This window comes from Spirosoma profusum, from assembly GCF_014699005.1.
GTDB lineage: Bacteria > Bacteroidota > Bacteroidia > Cytophagales > Spirosomataceae > Spirosoma > Spirosoma profusum.
Genome location: NZ_JACWZY010000064.1, coordinates 1 through 25,743, shown reverse-complemented (window position 1 = coordinate 25,743; position 25,743 = coordinate 1). Strand labels below are relative to the sequence as shown.

Here is a 25,743-nt window from a genome sequence, read left to right as displayed (position 1 = left end):
CAGGCTAAACCAGCTTGGCCATCTTGCTGATATTTTTTCAGCGTTCGACTCACCCAACCTTCGGTTAATCCCAAGGCTTGCGCAATTTTGGTTTGTTTCCAGCCCTGATCTTTTAGATCTGCGCACCGTCTACGCAATAGCTCGTAGTCAGATGGTTTGTAAGTTGTCATGATTAACAAAGTGTCAATCTTTGCAAACCTAATCACACATCAATAAGCCGTCCGTCGTGATTCGATCGAGTTGGTATCAGTCCTATTTAAGGTGGACATCAGCTCATTCAAATTTGCCTCAAGCCTGTTTATTGTTTATAATAGGCGACTAATTCTCTCAACAAGTATGATCAACTTAACAACCGGCCAGTTCTATGGGCAAACCAATGAATTGATTCAGTTGGATGGGCTTACCCTAACCGATACCGAGTACACCCACGATTGGGTGGACTGGCATTATCATCAGAATGCTTACTTCACCTTTATTCTAGAAGGGTGTGTCCTGGAGGGCAACAAAAAGGAAACCTATCACTGTTCCGCAGGAAGCCTGTTGTTTCATTATTGGCAGGAATCACATTACAATCGCAAGCCCCCCGGTTTTACGCGCGGATTCCATATTGAATTAGAGCCCGATTGGCTGGCGGGCCTGGACTTGGACCTAAGCCAAGTGCAAGGCAGCCTAAACCTGATCGATCCACAACTGAAAGTTTTGCTCTACAAAATTTTCAGAGAGTTCAAACTAGAAGACTCTATCAAGCACTTGGCAATTCAATCGTTATTGATTGAAGCCATTTCACGTATAGCCGGTTATAAGCAAGACACCTATAGAAATCGGCCTGACTGGGCCATTCGGGTAAGAGACCTATTACATGATGCACCCGTAGCAAACTGGACCTTACCCGCCTTAGCCCAAACAGTGGGTGTCCACCCCGTTCATTTATCCCGTTCGTTCCCTCAGTATTTCAACTGTACACTAAGCCACTATATTCGAAGCATCCGGGTTCAGCATTCGCTCGCCCTGATGGCTCAGAAAACGCATTCCCTAACCGCTATTGCGTTGGCCTGCGGCTTTGCTGATCAGAGTCACTTTATCCGGTGCTTTCAAGAAATCTATCGATGTAAGCCAACGGTTTACCGGTCTCTTTTGGGCCAGTAAGGGGCGATGTTAAATCTGTTCTATTTTCAGGGCTGGTTGATCTATAGGTTTGTGGCAACAAATTAAACCAACATGATCCGGATTTATCGTTATCTACTGGCCATCTGTTTCTTCGCAAACTGTGTGGTACCAAACTGGGGAATACAACCTGCTTTAGCTCAGACTGATCGCGCTGCTGCGGTTGCAGGCCATACCTATCGAGGCCAAGTCAAATTTGCGGCCAGCAACATTTCTCTTGAGACGGGTCGAGATCCCATTTTTTTGACGGCCTACACGTTAACTCCCAAAAATCAATTATATCTAACGGCTTTTATGGGTAGTACCTTGGTTGAGCAGCTACACCGATTGTCCCCGAACCGATCGGCGGAGGAATTAGCGACCGTCGGCAGCTATCAATTTTCGTTTTACGTGGATAGTCACCTGATCTATACCTGCAACCTGCCACCGGATAATATCACATCGGAGACTAAACGGACTGAAACGATACTCAAAAATTCCCTGATTGCCTATCCCCGCCAGCGGACATGGGGGGAATCAATCTGGAGTTTGTTCCTGCGAAACGGCGGACAACAGGCTCTGACCGACGGCCAACACATGTTAAAGTTGGAAATACGCCCATTCACCAATGCGCCCGATCTAAATGTTGGCTCGATCGTAGCCGAGGGGCAACTGGCATTGACCGTTCAACTGGACCCCAAAATTGATCCTGCCACTGTTCAGTTGCAAATCCCTCAACCGTATCAGGATATAGCCGTTTCTACTGAAAAATTCGATGCAGATAAAATCAAAGAGTTGAAGGGTAAAACGGATGCGTTCGTCTTCAAGGATATATCCAGTATTGTGGTGCTCAAAAATGGTAAGCTACTCATCGAAGAATATTTTAATGGAGCCAATCGCAACACATTGCATGATGTCCGGTCGGTGGGTAAGTCGTTCGCTTCAACCGCAGCCGGGATAGCCTTGGGTGAAGGCTACCTGAAAAGTGAAAATCAGTCCTTGCAAGAATTCTATAACCTAAAGGATTTTGCTCATTACTCACCCATAAAAGGGAAGATTACCCTGAAGGACTTGCTCACCATGAGTGCCGCTTTTGAAGGGAATGATGACCAGCGTGAATCGGCTGGCAATGAGGAGAAGATGTATCCAACCAGTAACTGGGTAAAATTTGCATTGGACTTACCGGTTGATTCAGTTCGAAAGGCGGGAGAATGGCATTATTTTACGGCTGGCGTGGTCTTGCTGGGTGATATCATTGATAAACGGGTACCAGGCGGCTTGGAAAAGTACACAGATGAAAAACTTTTTCGGCCATTGGGAATTACCCAGTACAAATGGCAATACACCCCTCAAAAGGTAGCCAACACCGCCGGTGGCATTCGCATGAATGCCCTCGACTTTGCGAAATACGGCCAATTATACAAAAATGGCGGCCAGTGGAAGGGGCAGCAACTGGTGCCGAAAGACTGGGTTGAAAAGACATTCACTCGGCATAAAGTTATACCAGGTCGGGAAAATGAGCACTATGGCTACTTATTTTGGAATCGAACGTACAAGGTAAATGGCCATCCCTATGAGACGTATTATTGTGCGGGCAATGGCGGCAATAAAATCTATGTCTTCAAGGACCAGCCATTGGTTATCGTGGTTACGGCTACCGCCTTTGGTGCTCCTTACGCTCATCCCCAAGTTGATAAGATGATGAGTGAGTATATTTTGCCTGCATTAAAAATTTCCAATTAGAAATGCCTGTCATCAATCTCTGTTCTATTTAGAAGTTACGTGTTCAGGCGCTTTTCAATGGCAAATAACTTTACGCCCAGCAATCTGGTTTATCCTTGTATTACAACTTATAATAAACGGATAATCTGCCCGTCCATCAGTCGTTTCTGATGTATAGAATCATGTATGATACGCATGATTCAAAATACATCTTCCAGTCAAGCGAAGAAGTACTTCAGTGATTCCCTTAATGGGGCTGACTATTACCTGAACGATCAGGAATACCCAGGCTACTTTCATGGCCGTGTTGCTGTACGGCTTAGCATTGAGGGTTTAACCGCCCAAAAAGCGTTCCACGCTCTCTGTGACAATCTTAATCCCTTGACGGGTAAGTCGCTTACGCCACGCAGAAAAGACAATCGTACTGTCGGTTACGACATCAATTTTCACTGCCCGAAGTCCGTTTCTATCATTCATGCACTGACAGACGACAATCACATTTTAGATGCGTTTCAGGCAAGCGTTCAGGAAACGATGCGAGACATTGAGGCCGATGCCCAAACCCGGGTTCGTAAAAATCGTAAGGATGAAGACCGGCCAACGGGTGAACTACTTTGGGCCGATTTTATCCATCAAACGGCAAGACCGGTCGATGACAAGGTGCCCGATCCTCACCTTCACTGCCACTCCTTTGTGTTCAACGTAACGTGGGATGTCGTTGAAAATCAATTCAAGGCTGGACAATTCCGGTCGATCAAACAGGATATGCCGTATTATCAGGCACGGTTTCACAAACGTCTGGCCGATAAACTAGTCGAGCTTGGCTATCGTATCCGACGTACCGATAAAGCGTTTGAAATCGATGGTGTGCCGGAACATATCATCGACCTGTTTTCCAAACGCACCAACGAAATCGGCCAGATTGCCAAAGAATTAGGTATTACCGATCAGGCCGAATTGGATCAGCTTGGCGCGCGAACCCGCGCCAAAAAGCAGAAGGGTCTGACCATGTCCCAACTCAAGCAGGAATGGCGCAAACAGATATTTGCGTTGGGAATGCGTGATAAAGGCGAAGGCGATCAGCCTATTCGCTTTGCGTCTATTAAGCCTCTGGTGGCTCCCTCACCCAAGCAATGTATCAATCACGCTCTTGCTATGCGATTTGAACGGGTGTCGGTCATGCACGACCGGCGGATACTGGAAATGGCCTATCGGCAAGGGCTGGGTTATCCAACGTTGACCGTTGACCAAATTACCGACCGCTTTGCCAGCGACAAGCGGGTTATTCGGGTCAAGGATGGAGCCAAAATGCTCTGCACCACCAAAGAGGTGTTGCGTGAGGAAAAACGTATGGTGTCATTAGCTCAGCACGGCAAAGGCAGTGTGCCCCCACTTTATCCAATTGCCCCTGCAATCGCGTTAGAGGGTGAGCAATATGAAGCGGTCTCTCATGTGCTGACAACCCCGCACCGTGTGTCGATCATCCGTGGGCGTGCTGGAACCGGCAAAACCACCCTGATGAAAGAAGCCATTCGGCTGATCGAGGAAGTAGGGCGTAAAGTCACCGTTGTGGCACCGACGGCGCAAGCGGCACGGGGCGTGTTGCGGGAGGAAGGCTTTAGCGAAGCTGAAACCGTCGCCAAACTGCTCTCCTCAACTGAACTGCAAGATAAGCTGCTAGATGGCCTATTATGGGTGGATGAGGCCGGACTGTTGAACACTCAAGTGATGACGGCTCTGCTACAATTGGTCATCCAGAAAAACGCGCGGCTGATTTTAAGTGGCGATACGCGGCAACATGCTAGTGTGATTCGTGGAGATGCGTTACGGATTCTTAATACGGTGGCTGGTATCAAATCCGCCGAAGTAAGCCGTGTCTATCGGCAACACAATCTGGACTATCGCAAAGCAGTGAAAATGTTGGCAGAAAATAAGGTAGGTGAAGCGTTCGCTGTACTAGACAGCATGGGGGCGATCAAAACATTGAGTCCAGTCAATTCCTTTGCCACACTGGCGAATGATTACTTATCAACCTTGAAAAAAGGGAAAACCGCGTTGGTGATTTCACCGACGCATCAGGAAGGCGAACGGGTTACTATAGCCATTCGCGACAAACTGCGCGAAGCTGGACGGATTACCAAAGAAGAAACAGCCCTGCCACAACTGGTCAATACGAATATGACCCAAGCCGAAAAAAGCGATCATCGGAATTTCCGCAACGGACAGATTATTCAATTCAACCAAAATGCGGCAGGCATTGAGCGCGGTTCACGCTGGTCAGTGCAATCCGTGGTCAGTGGGATAGTACATATTCAGGATGCCAGTGGGAAAAGAGTCACCCTGCCGCTTGAGCGAATGGAAGTCTTCGACGTGTACCGCCAAACCGAAATTGTCTTCTCCAAAGGCGATAAAATACGGATTACCCGTAATGGATATGATGCTAACAAAAAACGATTGACCAACGGGCAAATGCTGGACGTTATCGCCATTGAGCCAAACGGGGCTTTGCGCCTACACAACAAGGCAAGCAAAGCCACTTATACGGTACCGGCTCATTTCGGCCATATCGCGCATGGCTATTGCCTGACTTCTCATGCCGCACAGGGCAAGACCGTAGATGAAGTGTTTATCGCGCAACCGGCCAGCACGTTTCCGGCTACCAATCTCAACCAGGTCTATGTGTCGGTGTCACGGGCGCGAGACAGTGTGCATATCTATACAGACGACAAAGCGGCTTTACTGGCTCATACCTCCGAATTAGGAGATCGCCTTTCAGCGTTGGAGTTGGTGAAACGCACTAAACCAAGCCGGAAGGCTGTCGAGCACATAATAAGAAATTCGCAGTCTGTACCACCAAAGGCGAAACCAGCTCTCAAACGTAATGTGACGCTAAGCGAGCCGAAGCCCATCCAGCGAAAGCCAAACAGTCATGCACCACGTCCAGCACTTTAGGGCGAATTTCATTCAAGATGAGATTAAGGACACAGCCAGCAATAACCTACCGGGTTATGCGGTTGCAAATACGGAATTGCATGATAACGATAGTTCCGTGCGGAATCTTTGTCTGGTCTGGGAGGATGGGCGACGGGCGTTTTTCAATTATGCTTATCTGGTGTCGGTCGATTTGGTACTCACTGATAATTTGAACGTAATGCTGCTTGACTTCGGTGGGCAGAACGTCACCCTGAAGGGTTATCTGCTAGGCTTACTGTTTGATTTGTTACTGAACCATATTCCCAAGACGATTATAGCTGGCAATCCGCGCTATTACGTCAGTAGGCAATCACAAGACTATATTGTGACTGAAATTTCGATTAAAAGCGAATGAAAAACAGTTTTGCGTAGATTAAGGGTGTATATTATTTTATAAGTGGAAAAGTATAAAATAATATATCAATAGTCGTATTCATACTTAATAAACCGAAGCGTCAGCAGCAATCTTGATTCTTACATATCTTTCTAGTTTTTAAGGGCTGGTGTTAATTTATCTTTAACCTGAGTTATACTGTCATACTGCATTTGCAGCTTAGCGGCTCGTATCTTCTGTTCAATCAAGTCGTTATCTCGTGTGGCCTTGCCAAGTGGTGCTGTCAACGATTCTGGCTGAATTAGTGTAGCAGCAGAATTGAGAGCGGTGCCCGCTTTGCTAATCTGATCGGCAGTTAAACCCGGTTGTTTTATCGACAGTTTGCGCAACGATCCTGTTGAAGGGTCAAATTCAAAACCAGTACTGGACGCCTTTTCAGGTAAATAAGCTACTTTACCCCACTGAGGCATAGCAACTGTAGCAACTGCAACTATTTTTTCAGGATCGGTTTTGGGCTTCACCTTAACTTTAGCCCTAGCCCAAACCGGTACATTATAAGCCAGTCCGCGTGCTACAGTAGACGACGTAGGCGGTTCGCTAACGTAATCGGCAAGTTGTTTTCCTGAAGTATAGGATACTGTCAGAGTATATAGTTTTTCTGCACCACCGGCAGGAGTACTATTAAAATCAGCAAATTGTCTAAGATATTCATTCTGGTAGGTACCGGCGTCAGGCTCAAAGTGAAGAATTGGCTTGGCCTCTTCACTGAAAGTCAGTATAGGGGTGGAACTGTCAAACGGTGAGCTACCTGTTTTTTGAATCAATATGTCAGCTCGTAAAATTACCTGAGTTTTAGTTTCATCAAATGTTAAATGAGAAAGTAGATCTGCCTCCAATTTGTCTAATTCATCTAATTTCCTCTTGAGTATGCCTTCTGCGCCGACGTTATCAGACGATTGAATAAGTTGTGTTCGAGCCGCCCGAACAGCAATCAGATTGCGTTTGCGTTTATCAATACTGATCAAATCGAAATTATCTGCATCTGCAAGATTTGTTCCTGTTGATTGTCCAGCAGACTTTGGTACCACAAGCGTAGAGACAATACCAGCTACACTTTGAACACCTTGGACTACTAGGTCGAATGTTCGGTCTTGGTTTACCATTTCTCCCTGAGTCATTTGGCCTAACTCATTGAGCGTTGCTGTCAACTCTCTGTTTTTGTTCCATTTACCCACTAATAAAACATGTAATACTTTACTCGGATCAGGTATAGGTCTCGCAGTAATTGCGATTTGGTCTTCTTTAAGTTTATAGAAAGTATATGTAGAATCACGACTAGCTTTCCATTTAGCTATTAAAACGGCAGCATCTTTAGTCCCTAATCGCTCTTTAAGTGCCTCGTCCCAAAAGCAGTCTCCTTGCTTACGTGTTGTTTGTGTAATGGGGATTTCAACTGAAATGAGCGTCATAGGAAGAGCGTAGTATAATCCTCCTTCATCATCCGATCCGGAAGAAGAAGGCATTGTAGTTATTCGCTGAACCGTAAGAGTGGGTTTGCAGCAGCTAATTAGTCCTACAATTAATACCCAAATCATTACCTTCTGTTTATTCATGTCAGTATAGCTTAGCGAATTTTTAGGAAATAATCGTTCTTAAACTGTGGACTGAGTACCCCAACTTCAGCGTAAGTTACAGTTGAAGGGCATGTATCAATACGTTCCATTAGTTTGCGGTAGGTTAATCGAACTGGCTGATTAGGATCAACTAATCGAGCATTTCGATATAGTTCGTCCGTAAATAAGCTTCCATTGCTTGCCCCACCAGTTGTTGTGGCTTCATGCGAGGCACTGACATAGATCATTTGGTAAGGTTGAGCTGGATCGAGAGCTGTTTCAAGACAAGTTCCAAATGCATCTCTCCGGCTTTGATCAAATAGAATTTCATTCTTAAATCGTACGGTTGGCTGTAAAGATTTTTCTGCCAGAGAATTACGTCCCCTTGTCCCCGTTTGTCTTTTAGGTGATGGCTCAATAGTTATTCGATGATCAAGAAAATTAATTTTATATGATGATTCTGCATGGCAAGCATCTGCAATCATCACCAAACGCACTCCTGGGAGAAATTTTTGCCAGATAGGATCTAATTCATCATCAATCACACAACGATCACTAGCAATTAGCACGCCGTCGAATTTAGAAAGCTCGTCACGGTTAGTATCCCTTAATGTATCACCGTGACCAGAAAAATAAAAGACGACCAAATCTCCGGCTTTTGCTTTAGGAATCATATCAGAGAGCGATTTCAATATAGATGCGGCAGTTGTTTCTGTATTAGTTAATAGCGGTTTAACATTTGCATCTTTAAATTTTGCTTGCCGCAAAAGTTGACGCATTTTATCAATATCTTTACCTACACCAGCAGTTGCCCGATTATCAAAGAAATCACCAGGCTTACATACTGCATTTGTACTTTGAACACCGACCAAAACTGCAAATCCTTCTGGTTGTGCTAATCCAACTGTTATAATAAAAAAAGCACATGCACTACACAGAAAGCTTTTGTAAAAATAGTGTAGATTCATAAGTAGGAAGCAATACATTAAATCTCTGCAAACTACAGTACTATATAATCACTGGACAACGAGGAATTTCCCGTATCTCAGCCCAAAATCATCTAAATGCAGTCATTTTATTCTATACTATATGAAGTTGAAGCCGGAGAGATTACTCCCTCCGGCCTTATTGCGATTAGGTTTTCGGTTTGTTTCGGCGGATAATCACCGGAACGTTTTGGCCTAGGATAGTGAGCGACAGATTTAGTCCGTCTTTATCACCGTGATTCCAGGCAGCCCCCACTTTAATCCAGTCCGATTGTTCGGAATTAGCTTTCGGTTTGAGAATATAAGCCGAATGTGTTGGCTTTTTGGAAGTGGTTTCGGTTTGGTTAGTCATCATCAAATCTCCTTTTCTGTTTGGTTGATGATGGAAGCTATCAGACGCAGCTAAGCGGTGACAGCTCCCCGTAGACTAAAAATCGATGCAAGTGTCTATTTTTAGCCGTAGTCGTTAGAGCCTTTGAAACAAGGCGGGATAAGCGCCATTCAATAGCGACTGCGTTAGGCTGCCATCTCTAATCAACCAACCCAGAAAGGAATGGCATGACAGCGCCAATCGAAGCACGATAAACAAACCCGTTTAGATTTAGAGAAACACGCTATTATGGATGAACCAGCTTCTGAATGTACTCGGTCGCCTTCTGGGCGTAGGATGCGGCCTGGAAGATAAAGCGTTTGTCATCTTTCAGCACTTGCAGCCAAGATTGAATATAAGCCGCGTGATGCTCCTCGGGCATGGGTTCAAAGCCTAAATCAGTTGCTAGAAAACAGGCTCCCAATTCGGCCACGAGTTCTTCTTTAGCGTAACCTTCATCGCCGTATGTCTTACGGCCTAAATCACGGTTCAAACGCAATGGATGTTTTGTCCAATGCGTTAGCTCATGCGCTAATACCGCATAGTAGCGCATGGCGGTTTCAAAGGTTTCGAACGGCGGCATTTGAATACGGTCGATACTTTGCGTGTAACACGCTTTCGAGCCGGTATAAATGTCGGCTTTCGTGTGAGCAAAGAACTGTTCGAGTTCTTGATTACGCGTTTGTTTATTGACAGCAACGGGTTCTGGCGTTTTGTAGAATGCATCGGATAATCCATCGATTTGGGATGCGTTGAAGACGGTATAGGTTTTGAGGAAAGAAATTTGGCTCGTCTTGGTTTCACCATCGGCAACCTCCTCTTCTTTCATGAATTTGTCGGCATAGACAATCTGGGTGCCTTTCTCGCCTTTACAAACATTGGCTTTCAAGGTGATGGCCTGTTTGAAGGTCATCCAGTAGGGGGAGGTAAAGCCTTTTTCGCTGGCTTCATTCCACAAAATTAGCGTATTAATGCCGGTGTAGGGAATATCGTTCCAGCGTAGCGGACGCATGACCTGACTAGCTATGTGTTCGGAATGCCAAGGCTTGCGCCAGGACAGATTGCCTTGTTCTAAATCAGTCAGAATCTTGGCCGTAACACGGGTGTAAACATTATCCTGCGGTTGTATGATCAGAGTTGACGTTGCTTTGCGGGTACTCGGTTTGGTCATGTTTCATGCTCCAGTGGATGGGGTTATGGGGAAGAAAAACACGGCAGCTTAGCAAGTGAACCAGCGAACGTCGCATGGCCAGAATTTTGGTGGGGCAGGGAATGCGAAGCAGGAGAAAATTGTGGTTGGTGAATGAGTGGCATCGGGTATAGACCCCAAGGCCACCCAACCATTGGTAAAATGAAATTAAACCGATTAGCCTTAGCGAGGCATACAGCCCTCATCGGCAAATGAGTAATAATTACCGGGCGTTACGATCAGGTGATCGAGCACGTCAATATCAAGTAGTTTGCCACATTCAGAGAGTTTGTGCGTCAAGGCTAAATCTTGATCGCTAGGTTGCAGATTACCCGATGGATGGTTGCGGGCTAGAATAATCCCGTGTGCATTGTCTTTCAGGGCCGTCACAAAAATGAATTTTGGATCGACGTTGCAAGCGGTCATGCCGCCAGTGGCAATGTCAGAAATCGCCAGACAGTTGTTCTTTCGGTCGAGCAGCAAAATCTTGAACTGCTCAAACAATTCTAATTTATTCTCGTCCCAGGCTTGGCGGAGTATCTCGTAAGCTGTGAGCGAACAGGCGATTTGAATGCGATTTTGATAGGGCGTTTTGTTGCGATAGCTGATTTCGACTTCATTGACCGTAAAAAGTGATTGAATAGCCAATTGTGACATGACCATACCTCACAACGTTAGCTTAAGCTGATGTATATGCCACGCATTGACATCCTTGTGCGGGGCATAGACTTTATTCATCGACGTATGTCGCAAATCGGCTTGTGTCTGGCAAAATTCGGTTAGAAGAGTTTGGGCTTTAGCTCCGGCCTCGTCATTGTCCATCCAGCTATAAGCGACGCGATAGCCGTAATTTTGCATATAAGCGATGGCCTGTTTCAGACAGGACAACGAATTGAGAATAATCGCATCGTCGGCCAAACCATTGCCGCGTAACTGCGTGATGGCCGACAGGTAATCCATAAAGCCTTCAAAGAGATGGATGCCTTCGAGCTTCGGCACACTCCCCCGTACAAAGCTGATGGCTTTTGGACGTGAACAGCCTTTAAAAAACGGATTACGCAGTTCAAAGCCGCCTTCTTCGTTGGGAAAACCCAGAGCAGTAAAACACTTTTTTGTCTGCGTATTGTGAACGCGCAATTCTTTGAGATGGCGTCGGGCAACGTCCAGCGGAATGCCGCGCTTGTCGAGATAATGAATTAGGCCCACATGCTGAATGGGCTTTTTCGATTTTAGCACCAGCGATGCATTTTCATTGGCAAACTGATCGCTAGATCGGTGCATGGGTACAATCTCATAAGAAGTAACACCCATATTGCCAATCCAGCGCAGAGCATCTGATACGGTATGCGCTTCTCGTGTAAATTGCAGATAGGCTGTAGTGAAATCAACGAGGTCACCACCCCGACCGTCGCCGTAATCATGCCAGCGGTTGGTTTTGGTATATACCCAAAAGCTGGGGGTTTTTTCGTTGCGGATTGGTGAGAGATATAAAGCTTTATCGGCTGTGGTACGTTTAGGATGAATACCCAGTCGGGCTAAAATTTCGACAATAGCTATCGCTTTCGCCTGATCAATGTTCATAGGCGACCTCCTGAGAAATGATGAGAATGAGTAGGGGAGTTATTTACCGCTGAAGTTGACGCTCAATGAACTTATCCAGCTCCGACCGGCGATAGCGGACAGCGCGGCCTACCTTGAGCGGTTTCAGGTCATAGCGTTTTGTACAATCCCACACGGCTAAGGTATTGGGAGAGATGCGAAGGTACTTGGCGGCTTCTTTTCGATCTAACAGTGCTTCATTTGTCGTCGGCATAGCTTCCCCCTATCTGAATATGATTTCGCTACATGAAGTAGGAATATAATCATGATATAAGGAATAAATACCTAACGTCAATCAAAAACGGTATTCGTAAAGAACAAACAAGAACCGATAAGCTGGGTCAAAAGCCGTAAAACAGTTATACCAAAACTTGCCGCATACGTGTATCATTGACTGGCCAAACAAAACATCCCAGCGATATAATGGCCTATCATAAAACTGACAACATTCTTTTATAGAGCATTGTCAATGTAATCAGCATAATCCTGCATCATTTTGGTCCGTTGTGGTAAAAAAAGGGCGCGGTCATACGCTCGGTCAACACTACTTTTAGGAACGTGCGCCAGTTGCCGATCCGCAATGTCATGCGGGTAGCCCAATTTCTCTTTTAAAATGCCTAAGGCCAGGGAGCGAAAGCCATGGCCCGTCATTTTGCCGTTATAGCCCATCCGCTTGATAGCAACCAGCATCGTATTTTTGTTCATCGGCTTTTTCGGGTTATAATAACCGGGAAAGATAAAGTCCCGGTGCGCATTCAGTTCTTTTAGCTCGCGAAAAACTGCCAGCGACTGGTGCGATAAGGGAACGATATGAGGAAGGTTCATCTTCATCCGTTCCGTAGGAATAACCCACATCGCTTTCTCAAAATTGATTTCGTCCCATCTAGCTTCCACCAGTTCGCCCGTACGCACGAATGTCAGCAGCAATAGTTTAAGGGCCAGAAAAGTTTGCCGATGAACATGAGCCTCATAATCAGTAAGGCGTGCGAGAAACTGGGGAAATTCATCGACCGAAATGGATGCGTAATGTCCTCGCTTAAATTTCTTCATCGCAGCCTCCAACCCATAGGTGGGATCGCTTTCTGCTCTGCCGGTCGCAATGGCATATTTAAAGACATGGCTACAGGCGGCCTTCATCCGACGAGACAGATCAGGGGCTGTTTTTTCGATCTTCTGAAGGCAACTGAGCATCATCAAGGGTTTTATATCCGCCAGTGGAAAGCTACCTAAGGACGGAAATACATATTTCTCAAAACGATGCTTAATGATGTCGGCATGTTTGGGCTTCCACAAAGGCATCTGCTTGCCGTGCCATTCAAGGGCCATCGATTTAAAATCCCGTTGTTGAGTCAATGCCTGTGTCTGAGCGGCTTGTAACCGCTTTAAGACGGGATCGATGCCAACCTTTATGTCTCTTTTTATTTCCTCTTTGGCCTTACGGGCATCGGCTATCGAAACGGCAGGGTAGGCACCCAGTGAAATGCGTTTTTCCTTACCATGAATTCGGTACTTAAGCCGCCATAATTTTGTCCCATTCGGGGTAACTTCCAGATACAAGCCCTCCCCGTCTGCCATCTTATAGTGCTTGCTTTTAGGTTTCGCTGTTTGACAGGTCATATTTGACAAAGCCATTAGTGCACCCCCTGATTCGCGCTGCTAAATATCCCCGTATCCATTGGCCATTTCATGCCCCCATTAATGCCCCCACTTTTGGTTAGTGTGGGTAGATGATAGGAATATATGGATAACGGGATGATAGCCTTAACGTGCTGCGAAAATTGACTATTTCGCATTTTGGTAAGGATGGATAATGTCAGTAAAAAAGAGATTGGTGCCCGTAGCCGCATCGCCATTTTCGTCCCAAGTGCTTGAATTGATTGGTGTTAAAATGGATCATTCAGCTGGCTGCCCCCAAGTATGCCCCCAGTTACGATGAATGTCCATATAACCTATGGTATCATCTGGCTATTCTTTATGCAACGAAAACTTGTGAACAATCCTAGCGTGTCAGCTATCATTTAGGTCGATAAACGGAAGTGTCGTTTACAAGTTGGCCGCGAAAACCTCCGAAACAATGTTCTGATTGACTGAAAATAAAGATCAGCGTTAGTCCCTATTGGCTAATCGCATGCTCGAGCAGGATATTATTTTAATCACTTATGGGCTTTAAAAGATTATAGTCTTGATAGTCGTTTTTTTAGTTAAGCCCCCTACTTAGTCCCCTGCCCATATGGGTATCTGTGAACACTCGGTTCTGATTCTATTCAATCCGCTAACTGGTGCAAGACTAATCTGCCGAAGGAATGTAAACAAATCATGCCCTGCTCTACAAAGAACAGGGCATGAAAAGACCAATATTTCCTAAACAAGATAGTCGCTACCGATTGTAAAGTAATTAGCTGCCCCCTTTGGGCTCATGCCAGTTGAGCAACTCCTATATTTACACTACTGGGATGGCCGGCTTTGAACATACTATTCTGTTTAACGGACCAGTATAACTTTTCATCACAATAGCCTTATCTTTCATTTCCTAGAAATATCGTGCTTAAGGTTGTTTATTATTATACTGATAGCTCTTAACTGTTTGTTGCTTAGTATTCTTGATCAGGCTTAATCGCCCTAAAGCATCATAAATGAAATAATTGGTGATGCCATTGGGTTCGGTCGTCGAACTAACCCCATAAATAAGATCATGTGTATAACTTTTCATTAAGGCATTGGGCAGTTTTACCCGTATATTCTGGAGTACAGTGCGGATATTTCCATCTGTTGCCCCAGGGTTTGACAACTCTGTCAGATTTTCACCCGTACCGACTACATCGGCATAGGTGGCGTTTTTAATTTCCGCTACCAGCCGCATGGAACTGTACGCCCATAAATACGTCTTAGGCGCGCCATCGTATAAGGTAACTGTTTGGAGACGTTTATCGGCATATGAAAATTCCTGCTTTTTAATGTAAGACGAAGCAGGTACGGAAGCGGATGAATTAAATCCGACGCTGATTGGTATGGCTGTTTCTAAGGCATACATCGCCGAGGGCTGTCCGTCCGCATTGTACTCAGTTACCGAACCTTTCACGGTAAGATCACGCTTCTTCTGACGAACATCCACTTCTTTGTTGAGAATACGTTTACTTTTTAAGGTGCCGATGACACCCGCCATCGCCGAATTGCTATAATCTTCAATATAGCGATGTTCCGTTTCAACCTGAGCATTATCACTACCCGTAAACGTTTCACTTGTCAGGTATTTATGATTGGCACTGGCATAATAGAAGTTTTTAGTGCTGGTTACATCATTTTGACCATTGACATCGTAGGTAGTCTCAACCTGCTGAGTGAGTTTTGGCCATCCCTCAATAAAATTGTAGTTTACATAGATGTAATCAAGGTCTTTACGTAATGTATACGCTTTAGCCGCTGGAACTCCGTTTAAAAAGTCATTTGTGTAGGTATTCTCTTGTTTATAAACTGTTTGATCCGCCGAATTCTTGGCTGTCTTCGTTAGCAATTGACCGGTTGCCCAATCTATATTTCTACCGGGGAAATACGGAAATAAATATTGGCTAAGAATGGGATGTTCTCTATAATGATCTACTACTTGGCCACCATCCTTACTAAAGATGTAGGATCGTACATCGCCTGAGGAAGGGCCTGTAGGCTCCTGTATATCCCGTTCTGTGCGATAAGTATAAATGGTGCTTCCGTTATAAGTTTTAGCGTTACCCGTACCCGAAAACTCACGCTCGATTACCTCCTTGTAACCAATATGGCTCCCATATCGATAGCCTACGTCATTAACGGGTCCACAATTTACCTCTGCATATATTCTAAAGTCAGCATTTGATGACTCCTGATTGCAATTGGCATAAATGAAATTATTGCAACCCTCTGCATAAAAATAACTGTAGTAAAAGGGCTGGGCTCGCAAAACGCCATAGCTATAGCTATATTCTTTACTTCGTACTGCTGTCCCGTCAATCTTACTATTTATTTCTTTAATTCGCAGCCCTCCTGCCATCGTCAGGCTTTCAGCAGGGGCACATGTAGGGAGTGTTGGGCGTATATAATCTTTCCCTATGTAATCATAAGTGTTTGGTTCAAACGTGAATTCTGTAATCCCTGAAGTCGGGTATTGAATACTTTGCAGGGTGCTATACCGCATGTATGGAAAAGATGGGTTGCGGTCCGCTCCTGTAACGTGCCATTCTTCCATGGCAGTAACACCAGCACCGGGGGAACATACTATTTGTGGTACAAAATAGTCATCAGCCGTTCCAAAGGGGCCACAGAACCCCGGCCATAGATCTTCATTGGTGAGTTTATTATTGAAAAACCCCCAATGATCCTGAGCCGCGGAGAGTTTATGAGGGAGCCCATCTTTACCATTAAATGTGCGATCGGAGTACGTAAATTTGTAAGTTTGTTGTTGGGTAACATCAGCGGAGGATTTATCCTTCAATGATTTCAAATAAAGTCGTTGATTCAAATAATTGGTACTAGCGCCCGGTGTTGGGCAGCCACTCGTACCATTTATACCAGTGTAGGGGGAAAACGTTTCAACGTATTCATAATCAAAATCAAACCGTTTTTTTACCGTTCCCGCTACATCCTTAATCAACAGTTCATCTAAATACCTTGGGTTGTTTACCGTCCCTAACAGACCTAAATCCAGTCGGTCAGTTGCACTGGCCACAAAATCAACTATGCCTACTCCCTGAAACGTTATTCGATTCAGCCGCTTGCCGTTTAAGCTCACGGTATTGCATATCCTATATTGCATTGAAGCTCTACAGGAAGGCTGAACATAAGGACTGTTTTGAGTGGTTCCGTTCGGCGAGATCATTTTGGCATACCGGGGAGGCGTATGATATACATAGCCCTCCGGCGAATACGTAAAGTCAATCACTTCTTTACCGGTTGCTGAGCTTACACGGGTCAGATACCAGGCAGTGATACCCCCTGAAACACCTAACCCAGATGTAAGTGTACTTTCTACTTCGTTAAATTCATAAATTGTTCCGTTATCTGTCGTTAGTGTAAACGTGCTTGGAATACTGGCATCGCCCGGGTTTTTACTGGTAAAAACTACCTTATAATTGCTATAATTGCTAAACTTAGGCTGGCCATTGCTGTCAAAAACAAAACTGCCCGACAACCCCATGAAATTGTAGTTGAACACATCAGGCTCGAAATCATAATTGCTGTTTCCATTATTGTAATCCTGAAGTTTGTTAAAAGTTGCTTTTTGCTGAGCTTGCGTTGCCGAAAGTAATGGAAGGCCTAACCGGAAAGGTATCATTCCACTTGATTCAGCTACCCGATCCTCTTTCCCCCGAATGTTTCGCGTAATCACTCCACCTGCTTCCAGGGACCAGCCTAACCCAACCCAGGATGCATTTTCCTCTACGCGAATACCGGCTGCGCGATATGATAAAGAGAGAGGAACTTTTAGTTCAACGCCTGATAAAGTAGTCAAGGGGATATTAATGTTCGGTGTACCTGAATATAAACTCACAGGAACTTCTCCATAACTGCCCAGCGAGGCAGCCGTTGGAGAAAGTGGTGTAATACTGCTGTAATCGAAGCCAATCTGGCTATCGATCGCATTGGTAAGTGCATGGCCAGGCTTTGGATTCAGAGAATCCGTTGGAACTTCTTTTTTTTGAGCTTGAGCATTTTGTATTGATCCCAAAACAACTACACAAGCAAAACATAGTAGTAAAATGCGGTTCATAGTAATAGGAACTAGTTTGTAAATAAGTCAATTAAAATTTCTAGTTACGCTCAATTAATAAACTTATTTCTAATACACTTTATATAACAGAAATAAGAGCAAATCGAACATTAATCGGGTCTATATCAGATTAATAAATTGGCTATCATTCAAAAACTCAACTGTTCAATGATTAGTAGATTATACATAAGAATCTATTTAATGATTTAACTTGAAGTTTAAATCTTAGACAAAACTCAAAACGTTCGCTTGAACACTATGAAAGTATCAGTTTGTCAAAAACGATAGTTTGTTAATTATAGTGGCCTACGGATTTGCATGAGAGGCAGCGACTAGTATTTTAGCCTAAATCGGTATGACTTCCCAGCCTGATTCTGGGATGTTACGAATAGAGTCTGGTACTTCTTTATCCCAAAGAACTCGATGGAACTTTGGATCATTACAATAGACTTGAACCCAGATTCGATGACCTTTCCAATTGTTTTCCCAAGGATTATTACTCCCAAAAATCCACTGATGAAGGTTTATTGGATTTGGTCGACCAGCGCGCTCTACCCTTTGATTACTATAAGTAAAGACATAAACCCAATCAGCACTTTTATAAGCACGCTTACTTATATCAGTGATAGTCCCTATAGTATACCTAGAACAAGTCTGAAGTTTACTTTCTTTTTTTTCATTAATATCTAATGTCCAAAAAAAAATAGAGATGAAAACTACAGAAAAAAACAAAATATTTAACACGAATTTCGGAATACCTAAGAAATTCTTATTTCCACGTTTCATTCTTTAATATTTAAGGTTTTTTCTTACCACTTTCCATTATTGCATCAAATGTTTGATGCCAAGTTTCCAACGTTGCATCAAAAATTGTCCCCATTAGCGTTACTCCTCCATTAGGTGAAACCCAATCAGAAATTTTGTCACCTGCCGCGCCAAAAACAATACCAGATGCTAACTTGGCAGCGATATCGCCATTTTTTTGTCGATTAAATTCAAAACCTTCAGAATTTCCTGAATATTCGTAAACTGAACTAATTCCCAAGCCCACGTAACTAGGTAGTAAAAAATCGGCGCCAATGGAAATCAATTCAATTTTGTTCTGGCCTTTACTTAAGTGATTTCCTAATGCCTGTCCTATTAAATTAACACTTAACCTAGATGTAATCGCAGGTAATGAATAGAATCGCTTTACTGCCGCCAATTTATCCAATTGCTCTAGCCTGGACAAGCTACTCCAGGCGACACCTGCTTCCACCATTCCGATGGCTGCAATAGGCGCCCCTATAATCACTGCAGCTTCATTACCGCCAGCTCTAAAATGTTTTTGATACGGGCTATTTTCACCATATTGCCTCCTGTTTCTAATGTGAGCAATTTCCCAGTTTTCCGCAATACTGTTATTCAGCGGATTATTGTGTTTTGCTCTTACTGTGACAGCATCCAGTATATTACTTTTCGTTCCAGGTTTGACTACGTAAGTCGTATCCGTCAGACCAAAGAGGTCAATGCGATTTATAGGATTGCCGGATACATACATATACCCTGACTGATGAAAATCTAATTCACTTAGTGGATCAACACTCAACCATCTTGGAACTTGGGGATCATACATCCTGGCCCCGTAATCGATCCAGCCTATGCCTGGCTGCTCTTCTTTACCATTATACTTGAACCGATTGGCATTGAGTCCCGGCTTGGTGCTTAAACTACTCAAGTCCAGTCCAAAGGGATCATAGTGCTGCTCCTGCACCACCAGCGGGATGTAACTATCCGAGGGGGTCTGAGCCACCGCTTTCTCCCCGCACCGACAGGCTACCCGCAAGTTACCCAAATGATCCTTCAAATGGTACTCATACCGGTAAAACTGGTTCGTCGCCACCACCGTATTGCTGGTCCCCAGCACCACCGTGGTGCTGGCCAGACCCGGCGGTAACACCCGACCCTCCGCCGTGGGAATAAACTCCAGCTGGTTACCCGCGTACACCAGCCCCGCTACGTAGTCGTACGTCTTAGGCTGTCCACCACCCACTCCCGGAAAAATCGCCCGCAGCTTCTGCCCACTCGCCGAATAAACGTAGTGGATGGCCTGACCCGACTGCTGCGTGACTGTTTTGGGCAGATTCAGGTGGTTGTAGCTGATGGCCGAAAGCTCCTTGCCGCTATCCGAGCTCAGATTTCCGTTGGCATCGTAGGTGTAAGTGGCGGTCCCGTCCTTGACGAACGCATTGCCTCCCGCTGGATTGGTACCAACATCACTGACACTGCTGAGTTTATTCGAGGTAGCGCTGTAACTGTAGCGCAGATCATCGACCACCGCGCCCTGCAGCGTACGTGTCAGCGCATCCAGATTGCCGTTATCATCATAAGCGAGGTTGCTCAGGCTGAACACCGCCTGCCCCTGCTGGGTGAGTCCCCCGCTTTTCAACCGGTTCAGCGCGTCGTAAGTAAAGCTGTACCCATACGCTGGTCGCTGGTTCAGATCGTAGGGGGGGCCGTAGCTGGTCTGGGCGTTGCGGTAGTCCCAGGTGATGATGTTGCCCACCCCGTCGTAGGCCAGCTGCATCCCAAAGAAATGCTTATCGGCCGGTTTGAAACCCGCATTCAGATTGGCTGGATCATTGATCCGGGCCAGCCAGCCCTGCATTTTATAGTCGTAGTTGAGGGTCTGGATCTCACAGCCCAGCGTTTTGGTCGTCAGCTCCCCGATGCCATTGTACTGGTGGCGGGCCACCGGCTCTAAATACGCCAGGATGCCGTTGCCGATGGGCGCCTGGACGTTGTCCGACACCCGCTGACACACCGATTTTACCCGGCTGCCCGCATCGTAGGCCGTGCGCGTCTCCACCACTACCTCCAAACTACTGTTCCCTGTCGTGCTGAGCTTCTGCTCCAGGCTTCGTCCGATGAAGTCCAGCCGCGAGGAGGACCGATCTTTGCCCCCCTTGTGGTTGTCCGATACGGTCTGGATCACCCGGCCCAGCTCATCGTAATAGGTGCTGCTGACCAGCGTTGCCGTCAGCCCCGCCGTCGCCGTCCCTTCCCCCAGCAGGGAACTCCAGTTGCCGGTCACCATGCCCTGCAGCTGGCCCGTCAGGCGCGCCTGCCCGAAGGCGTGACTGACGTCAAAGCCCTGCTCACCGTAGCCGTAGGTATCGTAGAAGGTCTTGGTCAGCACCTGCCCGCCCGCCAGGCTGGTGCTGACCACCCGGTCCAGGTTATCGTAGGTGGTCACCACCGTCTGGTTCTTGGCGTCGGTCGCTTTCCAGAGCCGGTCCCGGCTGTCGTAGGTCAGGCTGGATACGCCCGCCCCGGGGATTTTCTTTTGGATCAATAGGCCCCGCTCATCGTAGTCGTAGCCAAACAACAGGTCGTTGGTGGTCGTCACCGGATTGAAACTACCTGAAAGACTGCCACTGGCCTTGGGCGGTACCACGCACCGTAGCTGGCCGAAGTCATCATAGCCGTAGAGGGTCTTGCGGCCCGCGACGTCTTTACCCACCACCCGGCCCTCTTTGTCTTTGTACTCGGTGGTTTTCTGGCCGTTTTCATCGGTGGTCTCCGTCACGTAGAGTTGCCCGGCCGCATACGTGGACACCGTAATGGTTTTGTCCGCAAAATTGAAGGTGAGCAGCTTCAGTTCACTGGCCGTATTGGTTCGGTACACGAGCGTTTGGGCACTCGTGCGGCCCGGTAGTTGCAGGCTGATGACCCGGTTCAGGGGTGAGGCTTCGAAGTTGAACGTAGTCGTGGGACTATTCGAGCGGCTCAACGTGCCATTGTGATACCCACTCACCGCGCTGGCCCCGTCACTCCGGTAGGCGCCCCCGTTGCTGGCCTTGGCGTAGGGCAGGTACTGCGTGGCTTCCCGCCCAAAGCCATCGTATTCCCGGAGCTGGATCACGTCCGCCTGGGGTACGGCGGTCGTTTTGCCGCCCGTGCCCACGCTCACCTGCTGGATGGGCCGACCCAAGCCGTCGAGATAGGTGAGCGTATGCACGGCCTGGGTGCCAGCCTCGTTCAACTGGACACTTTCCTGCACGTAGTTCTGGCCCGCCGTGGCCTGGGCCGCCCCCGTCGGGTTATCCGTATCCCGCACCTCGGGCTGATCGCAGTCCTGACACGTACAACTAAACGAAGTCGGACTCACCGTCAAGGACACCTGGGCCATGGCCGTACAACCCGCGACATTGGTGGTCACCACCGAATAAGAGCCGCTCATGGCCGGCGTAGCCGTGGCCTGGATCGGGTTCTGCAGCGCCGATGTAAAGCTATTGGGGCCACTCCAGCGGTACTGAATCGTGCCCACCACACTGGCCGATACCCCGGCGGTCAGCGTCAGGCTTTCGCCTTCGTTGTAGAGGGTCTTTGCCGTCGCGGCCGTTACCGAGGGCACCCCCGAGATGGTCAGCGTGGTCACCGAGGGCGTGCCATTCACCGGGGGCGTACTGCTGCTCACCCGCAGCAGGTAGGTCCCCGGGCTCAGACTCGCCGGCAGCGTTGCCGACAGCGGACTGCTGGTCCCGCTGCCGATCGTCGTGGAGGAGGCAAACGAGCCCCCCACCGCCGAGAGCTCCACCCGGAAGCCGTTGCCCGTCCCAAAGCTGCCCGTCGTCGCATAGGGCACCGACAGCACTGAACCCGCGCACACACTCGCTGAGCTCAGCGCGCCGGTCTGGATCTGCCCCGTCACCATCGTCAGCGATACCACCGTATAGGTCGAACAACCCGTCGCCCCAAAGGTGGCCACCGCCGTATAGGAACCCGCTGTGCTACTGCTGGCCCCCAGGATTTGCAGCTGCGACCCCGAAGCGGTATAGCCGTTGGGACCCACCCAGCTGTAGCTGCTCGCCCCCTGGGCCGTCGCCGTCAGCGAGACGGTCTGGCCGTAGGTGTAGCTCAGCGCCCCCGTGACGGTGGGCACCGGTTTGACGCTTATCTGTACCGTGGTCGAATGCTCGCCCTCGGCTTCGTTAATTGTGCAATAGGCATAATAGGTCGCCGTACTGGTCGCGGTGATGCTCAAGGGGGAACCGCTCATCCCGTTGGACCAGCGGGTGATGGCGCCCGCCGGGCAGCTGCTCGCCGTCAAGGTCACCGCCTGGGGACCACACAGATCACTGGCCGACGCGGTAATCGTCGGCGGCGGGATGCTCACCAGGCTGACCGTCACGGCGACCGGACTGCTCTGGCAGGCGGTGGTGCTCTGGCAACGGGCCGAATAACTCGTCGTCTGGGATACCGACACCACGACACTGGCCCCCGTCGCGGAGCCGCCCGCCCATTGCCAGGTGGTCGTGTTGGCACAGCCGGTGGCTGTCAGCGTCACCGAACGGGCAGCGGTGATGGTACTGGGCGTAGCCGTCACCGAGGTGGGTGGAGCCAAGCTGGTGCCTACCGTCACGGTCGCTACCCGGGGCGGGGATGTACAGCCGTTCTGGGTGCAGGTGGCCGAATAACTCGTGGTCTGGGTCAGGGCTGGTGTGGCGAAGCTGCTGCCCGTGGTCCCCGTCGACAGCCAGCTCACCGTGCCGCTGCAGCCACCCGCCACCAGCGTGGCGCTGCTGCCGCTGCAGATGGTGGTGCTGTTGATGGTCGGCGGGGCAACAGATTGGACCACAAAGGAAACACTTTTCGACTGGGTGCAGCCAGCCGCCGTGGTCACGCTGTAAACGTAGGTGCCCTGCTGCGCTGCCGTCATGGCGCCGATTGTCCAGCCATCGTTGGTGACGCCCACCGAGCCGTCGGGCCGGTACCACCGCTGCACATTGCCCGTCGGAACGGGGTGGGGGTCCAGACCGAAGCCCACCCCACTACCCTCGCAGACCGTGTAGGAGGACAAGGTGCGGGCCCCCTGCCCGTTGGCGTACACGTAGGCCGTCACCGAAGCCAGCCCAAAGGTTGTGGGCCCCTGCAGCGTGTTATTGCTCAGATCTTTGATGACCATCGTGTGGCTGCCCACCCGCCAGGCCTCGGGTACCGTCCAGTTGAAGCCATAGGTGGTAAAACTACCCCCCGGTACGTGGGCGTTGCGCACGTCGGGTCGCGATTCGTTGGTGGGCATGGTGGTGACCAGCTGGTTATCGATGTAGATCTTCAGGTAGGCCGCCTGTGCGTTACAGCTGTGGTTGATCAGCCAGCCCCGGATCCGGGTGCAGCTCGCCTCATCCAGCCACGACTGGTACTGAGCGCCCACCGTGAAGGAAACACTTTTCGACTGGGTGCAGCCAGCCGCCGTGGTCACGCTGTAAACGTAGGTGCCCTGCTGCGCTGCCGTGATGGGGTTAATATCCCAGCCGTTATTGGTGACGCCCACCGAGCCGTCGGGCCGGTACCACCGCTGCACATTGCCCGTCGGAACGGGGTGGGGGTCCAGACCGAAGCCCACCCCACTACCCTCGCAGACCGTGTAGGAGGACAGAGTACGGGCCCCCTGCCCGTTGGCGTACACGTAGGCCGTCACCGAAGCCAGCCCAAAGGTTGTGGGTCCCAGCAAGGTGGTCCCGTTGACATCCTTGATGACCATTGTGTGCGAACCCACCCGGTAGGCCGTCGGCACCGACCAGCTAAAGCCGTAGGCGTTGTAATCGTTGGCCGTCACCACGGTAGTGCTACGCAAGGCATTGCCCACGTCGGGGCGATGGCCGTTGGCGATCGGATCGGCGGGGGTATTGACCAGTTGGCCATCGATGTAGACCCGGTAGTGGATCGATCGTTTTTGGCAGTTGCGATCGGCCAGCCAGCCGGTAAACTTGGTACAGGTGATGGTATCCAGGGCAGCGGCGTAGTTGGGCGGGGTGGCATAAATGGTCACCTGGTTGCTGGCGGTGCAGCCACTGGCGGCGGTGACCGAGTAGGTATAGGTGCCCACCAGGGGCTCGTGGACCCAGTTCTGATTTTCCCGATAGTCGCCCGTAGGGCCGGTCCACCGCATTCGATAGCCGTCCGGGATGGGCCAGTAGGTTAAGCCGAAGCCGATGCTGGTACCGGGGCAGAGGGTATAACTGGTGGCGTGGGTGGGTTGGAAGCCGTCGTCCGCGCGCCAGGTCCAGGGATTGGCGTCGGGTTGTGGATTGACCGTCAGTTGGACGGTTCCCGAGTTGGTGCAGCCGTTGGTAGCCGTGTAGGAGTAGGTGTAGGTACCAGCATTGGCCGAACTTATATTGAACACATCCAGGTTGCCATCCCGCACCAGCGTCCCCCCGTTGGGCGCCTGCCAGCTCAAATGAGAGCCGTCGGAGATGTCGTTGCCCATGCCGAAGCTGACGGTGTTGCCCGGGCAGACCGTGAGCGCACTCAGGGCCGAGTAGCTGGTGGACTGGTAGGCCACCAGCGTCAGAATCGGTGGCCGGGGGTTGACCGTCAGCTGGATCGCCCCCGAGTTGGTGCAGCCGTTGGTGGCCGTGTAGGAATAAGTGTAGGTCCCGGCGTTGGCCGAGCTCAGGTCGAACACATTCAGGTTGCCGTCCCGCACCAGCGTCCCCCCATTGGGGGCCTGCCAGCTCAGATGGGACCCGTCGGAGATGTCATTGCCCATGCCGAAGCTGACGGTGTTGCCCGGACAGACCGTCAGCGCTGACAGGGCCGAATAACTCGTCGACTGGTAGGCCACCAGCGTCAGAATCGGTGGCCGGGGGTTGACTGTCAGCTGGATCGTCCCCGAGTTGGTACAGCCGTTGGTGGCCGTATACGAATAGGTGTAGGTACCGGCGTTGGCTGAACTTATATTGAACACATCCAGGTTGCCATCCCGCACCAGCGTCCCCCCATTGGGGGCCTGCCAGCTCAGATGAGAGCCGTCGGAGATGTCATTGCCCATGCCGAAGCTGACGGTGTTACCCGGACAGACCGTCAGCGCTGACAGGGCCGAATAACTCGTCGACTGGTAGGCCACCAGCGTCAGAATCGGTGGCCGGGGGTTGACTGTCAGCTGGATCGTCCCCGAGTTGGTACAGCCGTTGGTGGCCGTATATGAATAGGTGTAGGTACCGGCGTTGGCTGAACTTATATTGAACACATCCAGGTTGCCATCCCGCACCAGCGTCCCCCCGTTGGGGGCCTGCCAGCTCAGATGGGA

Annotated in this window: 19 protein-coding genes; 6 read left to right on the top strand and 13 right to left on the bottom strand. The window is 48.9% G+C overall.

Translation table 11 applies throughout. The annotated features are described in order from the left end of the window. Positions 1 to 170: helix-turn-helix domain-containing protein (locus IC229_RS33965; RefSeq protein WP_190893313.1), on the bottom strand; the 170-nt coding region annotated here is incomplete at its 3' end. 166 nt (positions 171 to 336) lie between these two features. Here IC229_RS33965 and IC229_RS33960 point away from each other — a divergent pair. The 4 genes from IC229_RS33960 to IC229_RS33945 all read left to right on the top strand — a co-directional run bounded on the left by IC229_RS33960 (position 337) and on the right by IC229_RS33945 (position 6,193). After that, positions 337 to 1,146 (top strand): helix-turn-helix transcriptional regulator, encoded by an 810-nt coding sequence (locus IC229_RS33960; RefSeq protein ID WP_190893312.1) that lies wholly within the window; start codon positions 337 to 339, stop codon positions 1,144 to 1,146. Between the two features lie 72 nt (positions 1,147 to 1,218). Continuing rightward, the gene (locus tag IC229_RS33955) at positions 1,219 to 2,886 is read left to right on the top strand and encodes a serine hydrolase domain-containing protein (RefSeq protein WP_190893310.1); all 1,668 of its coding nucleotides are present in this window, start codon (positions 1,219 to 1,221) and stop codon (positions 2,884 to 2,886) included. A gap of 174 nt (positions 2,887 to 3,060) precedes the next feature. Further along, positions 3,061 to 5,817 (top strand): MobF family relaxase, encoded by a 2,757-nt coding sequence (gene mobF, locus IC229_RS33950; RefSeq protein ID WP_223834374.1) that lies wholly within the window; start codon positions 3,061 to 3,063, stop codon positions 5,815 to 5,817. Next, entirely contained in the window at positions 5,795 to 6,193 is a 399-nt protein-coding gene (locus tag IC229_RS33945; RefSeq protein WP_190893306.1) for a hypothetical protein, read from the top strand. Before mobF ends, IC229_RS33945 begins: the two co-directional genes overlap by 23 nt. A gap of 131 nt (positions 6,194 to 6,324) precedes the next feature. On the opposite strand, the gene IC229_RS33940 is transcribed toward IC229_RS33945, so the two are convergent. The 11 genes from IC229_RS33940 to IC229_RS33890 all read right to left on the bottom strand — a co-directional run bounded on the left by IC229_RS33940 (position 6,325) and on the right by IC229_RS33890 (position 22,125). Next, complete coding sequence (locus IC229_RS33940) at positions 6,325 to 7,785, bottom strand: hypothetical protein (protein ID WP_190893305.1); 1,461 nt, start codon at positions 7,783 to 7,785, stop codon at positions 6,325 to 6,327. An 11-nt stretch (positions 7,786 to 7,796) separates the two neighbouring features. Continuing rightward, complete coding sequence (locus IC229_RS33935; RefSeq protein ID WP_190893303.1) at positions 7,797 to 8,753, bottom strand: caspase family protein; 957 nt, start codon at positions 8,751 to 8,753, stop codon at positions 7,797 to 7,799. Between the two features lie 166 nt (positions 8,754 to 8,919). Beyond that, positions 8,920 to 9,126 (bottom strand): hypothetical protein, encoded by a 207-nt coding sequence (locus IC229_RS33930; RefSeq protein ID WP_190893301.1) that lies wholly within the window; start codon positions 9,124 to 9,126, stop codon positions 8,920 to 8,922. A gap of 262 nt (positions 9,127 to 9,388) precedes the next feature. Continuing rightward, positions 9,389 to 10,312 (bottom strand): ArdC family protein, encoded by a 924-nt coding sequence (locus IC229_RS33925; RefSeq protein WP_190893299.1) that lies wholly within the window; start codon positions 10,310 to 10,312, stop codon positions 9,389 to 9,391. A 201-nt stretch (positions 10,313 to 10,513) separates the two neighbouring features. Further along, entirely contained in the window at positions 10,514 to 10,993 is a 480-nt protein-coding gene (locus IC229_RS33920) for a JAB domain-containing protein (protein ID WP_223834373.1), read from the bottom strand. Positions 10,994 to 10,996: 3 nt separating this feature from the next. Continuing rightward, the gene (locus tag IC229_RS33915) at positions 10,997 to 11,911 is read right to left on the bottom strand and encodes a toprim domain-containing protein (protein ID WP_190893297.1); all 915 of its coding nucleotides are present in this window, start codon (positions 11,909 to 11,911) and stop codon (positions 10,997 to 10,999) included. Positions 11,912 to 11,954: 43 nt separating this feature from the next. Continuing rightward, positions 11,955 to 12,143 (bottom strand): helix-turn-helix domain-containing protein, encoded by a 189-nt coding sequence (locus IC229_RS33910; RefSeq protein ID WP_190893295.1) that lies wholly within the window; start codon positions 12,141 to 12,143, stop codon positions 11,955 to 11,957. A gap of 239 nt (positions 12,144 to 12,382) precedes the next feature. Continuing rightward, the gene (locus IC229_RS33905) at positions 12,383 to 13,546 is read right to left on the bottom strand and encodes a tyrosine-type recombinase/integrase (protein WP_223834372.1); all 1,164 of its coding nucleotides are present in this window, start codon (positions 13,544 to 13,546) and stop codon (positions 12,383 to 12,385) included. A 928-nt stretch (positions 13,547 to 14,474) separates the two neighbouring features. Further along, complete coding sequence (locus IC229_RS33900; RefSeq protein WP_190893292.1) at positions 14,475 to 17,666, bottom strand: hypothetical protein; 3,192 nt, start codon at positions 17,664 to 17,666, stop codon at positions 14,475 to 14,477. A gap of 345 nt (positions 17,667 to 18,011) precedes the next feature. Further along, positions 18,012 to 18,452 (bottom strand): hypothetical protein, encoded by a 441-nt coding sequence (locus tag IC229_RS33895; protein WP_190893290.1) that lies wholly within the window; start codon positions 18,450 to 18,452, stop codon positions 18,012 to 18,014. Between the two features lie 10 nt (positions 18,453 to 18,462). Then, positions 18,463 to 22,125 carry a DUF6443 domain-containing protein gene (locus IC229_RS33890; protein WP_190893288.1) on the bottom strand — a complete coding sequence of 1,221 codons (3,663 nt, stop codon included), beginning with the start codon at positions 22,123 to 22,125 and terminating at the stop codon, positions 18,463 to 18,465. Between the two features lie 333 nt (positions 22,126 to 22,458). Here IC229_RS33890 and IC229_RS33885 point away from each other — a divergent pair, with 333 nt between their 5' ends. Together IC229_RS33885 and IC229_RS33880 are read left to right on the top strand one after the other, a co-directional pair. Then, positions 22,459 to 24,633, top strand: a complete 2,175-nt coding sequence (locus IC229_RS33885) for a hypothetical protein (RefSeq protein ID WP_190893287.1) — start codon at positions 22,459 to 22,461, stop codon at positions 24,631 to 24,633. Between the two features lie 45 nt (positions 24,634 to 24,678). Beyond that, positions 24,679 to 25,245, top strand: a complete 567-nt coding sequence (locus IC229_RS33880) for a hypothetical protein (RefSeq protein ID WP_190893285.1) — start codon at positions 24,679 to 24,681, stop codon at positions 25,243 to 25,245. Between the two features lie 256 nt (positions 25,246 to 25,501). On the opposite strand, the gene IC229_RS35585 is transcribed toward IC229_RS33880, so the two are convergent. Continuing rightward, the coding region (locus tag IC229_RS35585; protein WP_223834371.1) for a hypothetical protein at positions 25,502 to 25,743 on the bottom strand (242 nt) is incomplete at its 5' end.

Excerpts from the sequence above, each read along its gene's own strand:
- IC229_RS33960 (WP_190893312.1), top strand. The coding sequence starts at position 337 with ATGATCAACTTAACAACCGGCCAGTTCTATGGGCAAACCAATGAATTG.
- IC229_RS33955 (WP_190893310.1), top strand. The coding sequence starts at position 1,219 with ATGATCCGGATTTATCGTTATCTACTGGCCATCTGTTTCTTCGCAAAC.
- mobF (WP_223834374.1), top strand. The coding sequence starts at position 3,061 with ATGATTCAAAATACATCTTCCAGTCAAGCGAAGAAGTACTTCAGTGAT.
- IC229_RS33945 (WP_190893306.1), top strand. The coding sequence starts at position 5,795 with ATGCACCACGTCCAGCACTTTAGGGCGAATTTCATTCAAGATGAGATT.
- IC229_RS33940 (WP_190893305.1), bottom strand. The coding sequence starts at position 7,785 with ATGAATAAACAGAAGGTAATGATTTGGGTATTAATTGTAGGACTAATT.
- IC229_RS33935 (WP_190893303.1), bottom strand. The coding sequence starts at position 8,753 with ATGAATCTACACTATTTTTACAAAAGCTTTCTGTGTAGTGCATGTGCT.
- IC229_RS33930 (WP_190893301.1), bottom strand. The coding sequence starts at position 9,126 with ATGATGACTAACCAAACCGAAACCACTTCCAAAAAGCCAACACATTCG.
- IC229_RS33925 (WP_190893299.1), bottom strand. The coding sequence starts at position 10,312 with ATGACCAAACCGAGTACCCGCAAAGCAACGTCAACTCTGATCATACAA.
- IC229_RS33920 (WP_223834373.1), bottom strand. The coding sequence starts at position 10,993 with ATGGTCATGTCACAATTGGCTATTCAATCACTTTTTACGGTCAATGAA.
- IC229_RS33915 (WP_190893297.1), bottom strand. The coding sequence starts at position 11,911 with ATGAACATTGATCAGGCGAAAGCGATAGCTATTGTCGAAATTTTAGCC.
- IC229_RS33910 (WP_190893295.1), bottom strand. The coding sequence starts at position 12,143 with ATGCCGACGACAAATGAAGCACTGTTAGATCGAAAAGAAGCCGCCAAG.
- IC229_RS33905 (WP_223834372.1), bottom strand. The coding sequence starts at position 13,546 with ATGACCTGTCAAACAGCGAAACCTAAAAGCAAGCACTATAAGATGGCA.
- IC229_RS33900 (WP_190893292.1), bottom strand. The coding sequence starts at position 17,666 with ATGAACCGCATTTTACTACTATGTTTTGCTTGTGTAGTTGTTTTGGGA.
- IC229_RS33895 (WP_190893290.1), bottom strand. The coding sequence starts at position 18,452 with ATGAAACGTGGAAATAAGAATTTCTTAGGTATTCCGAAATTCGTGTTA.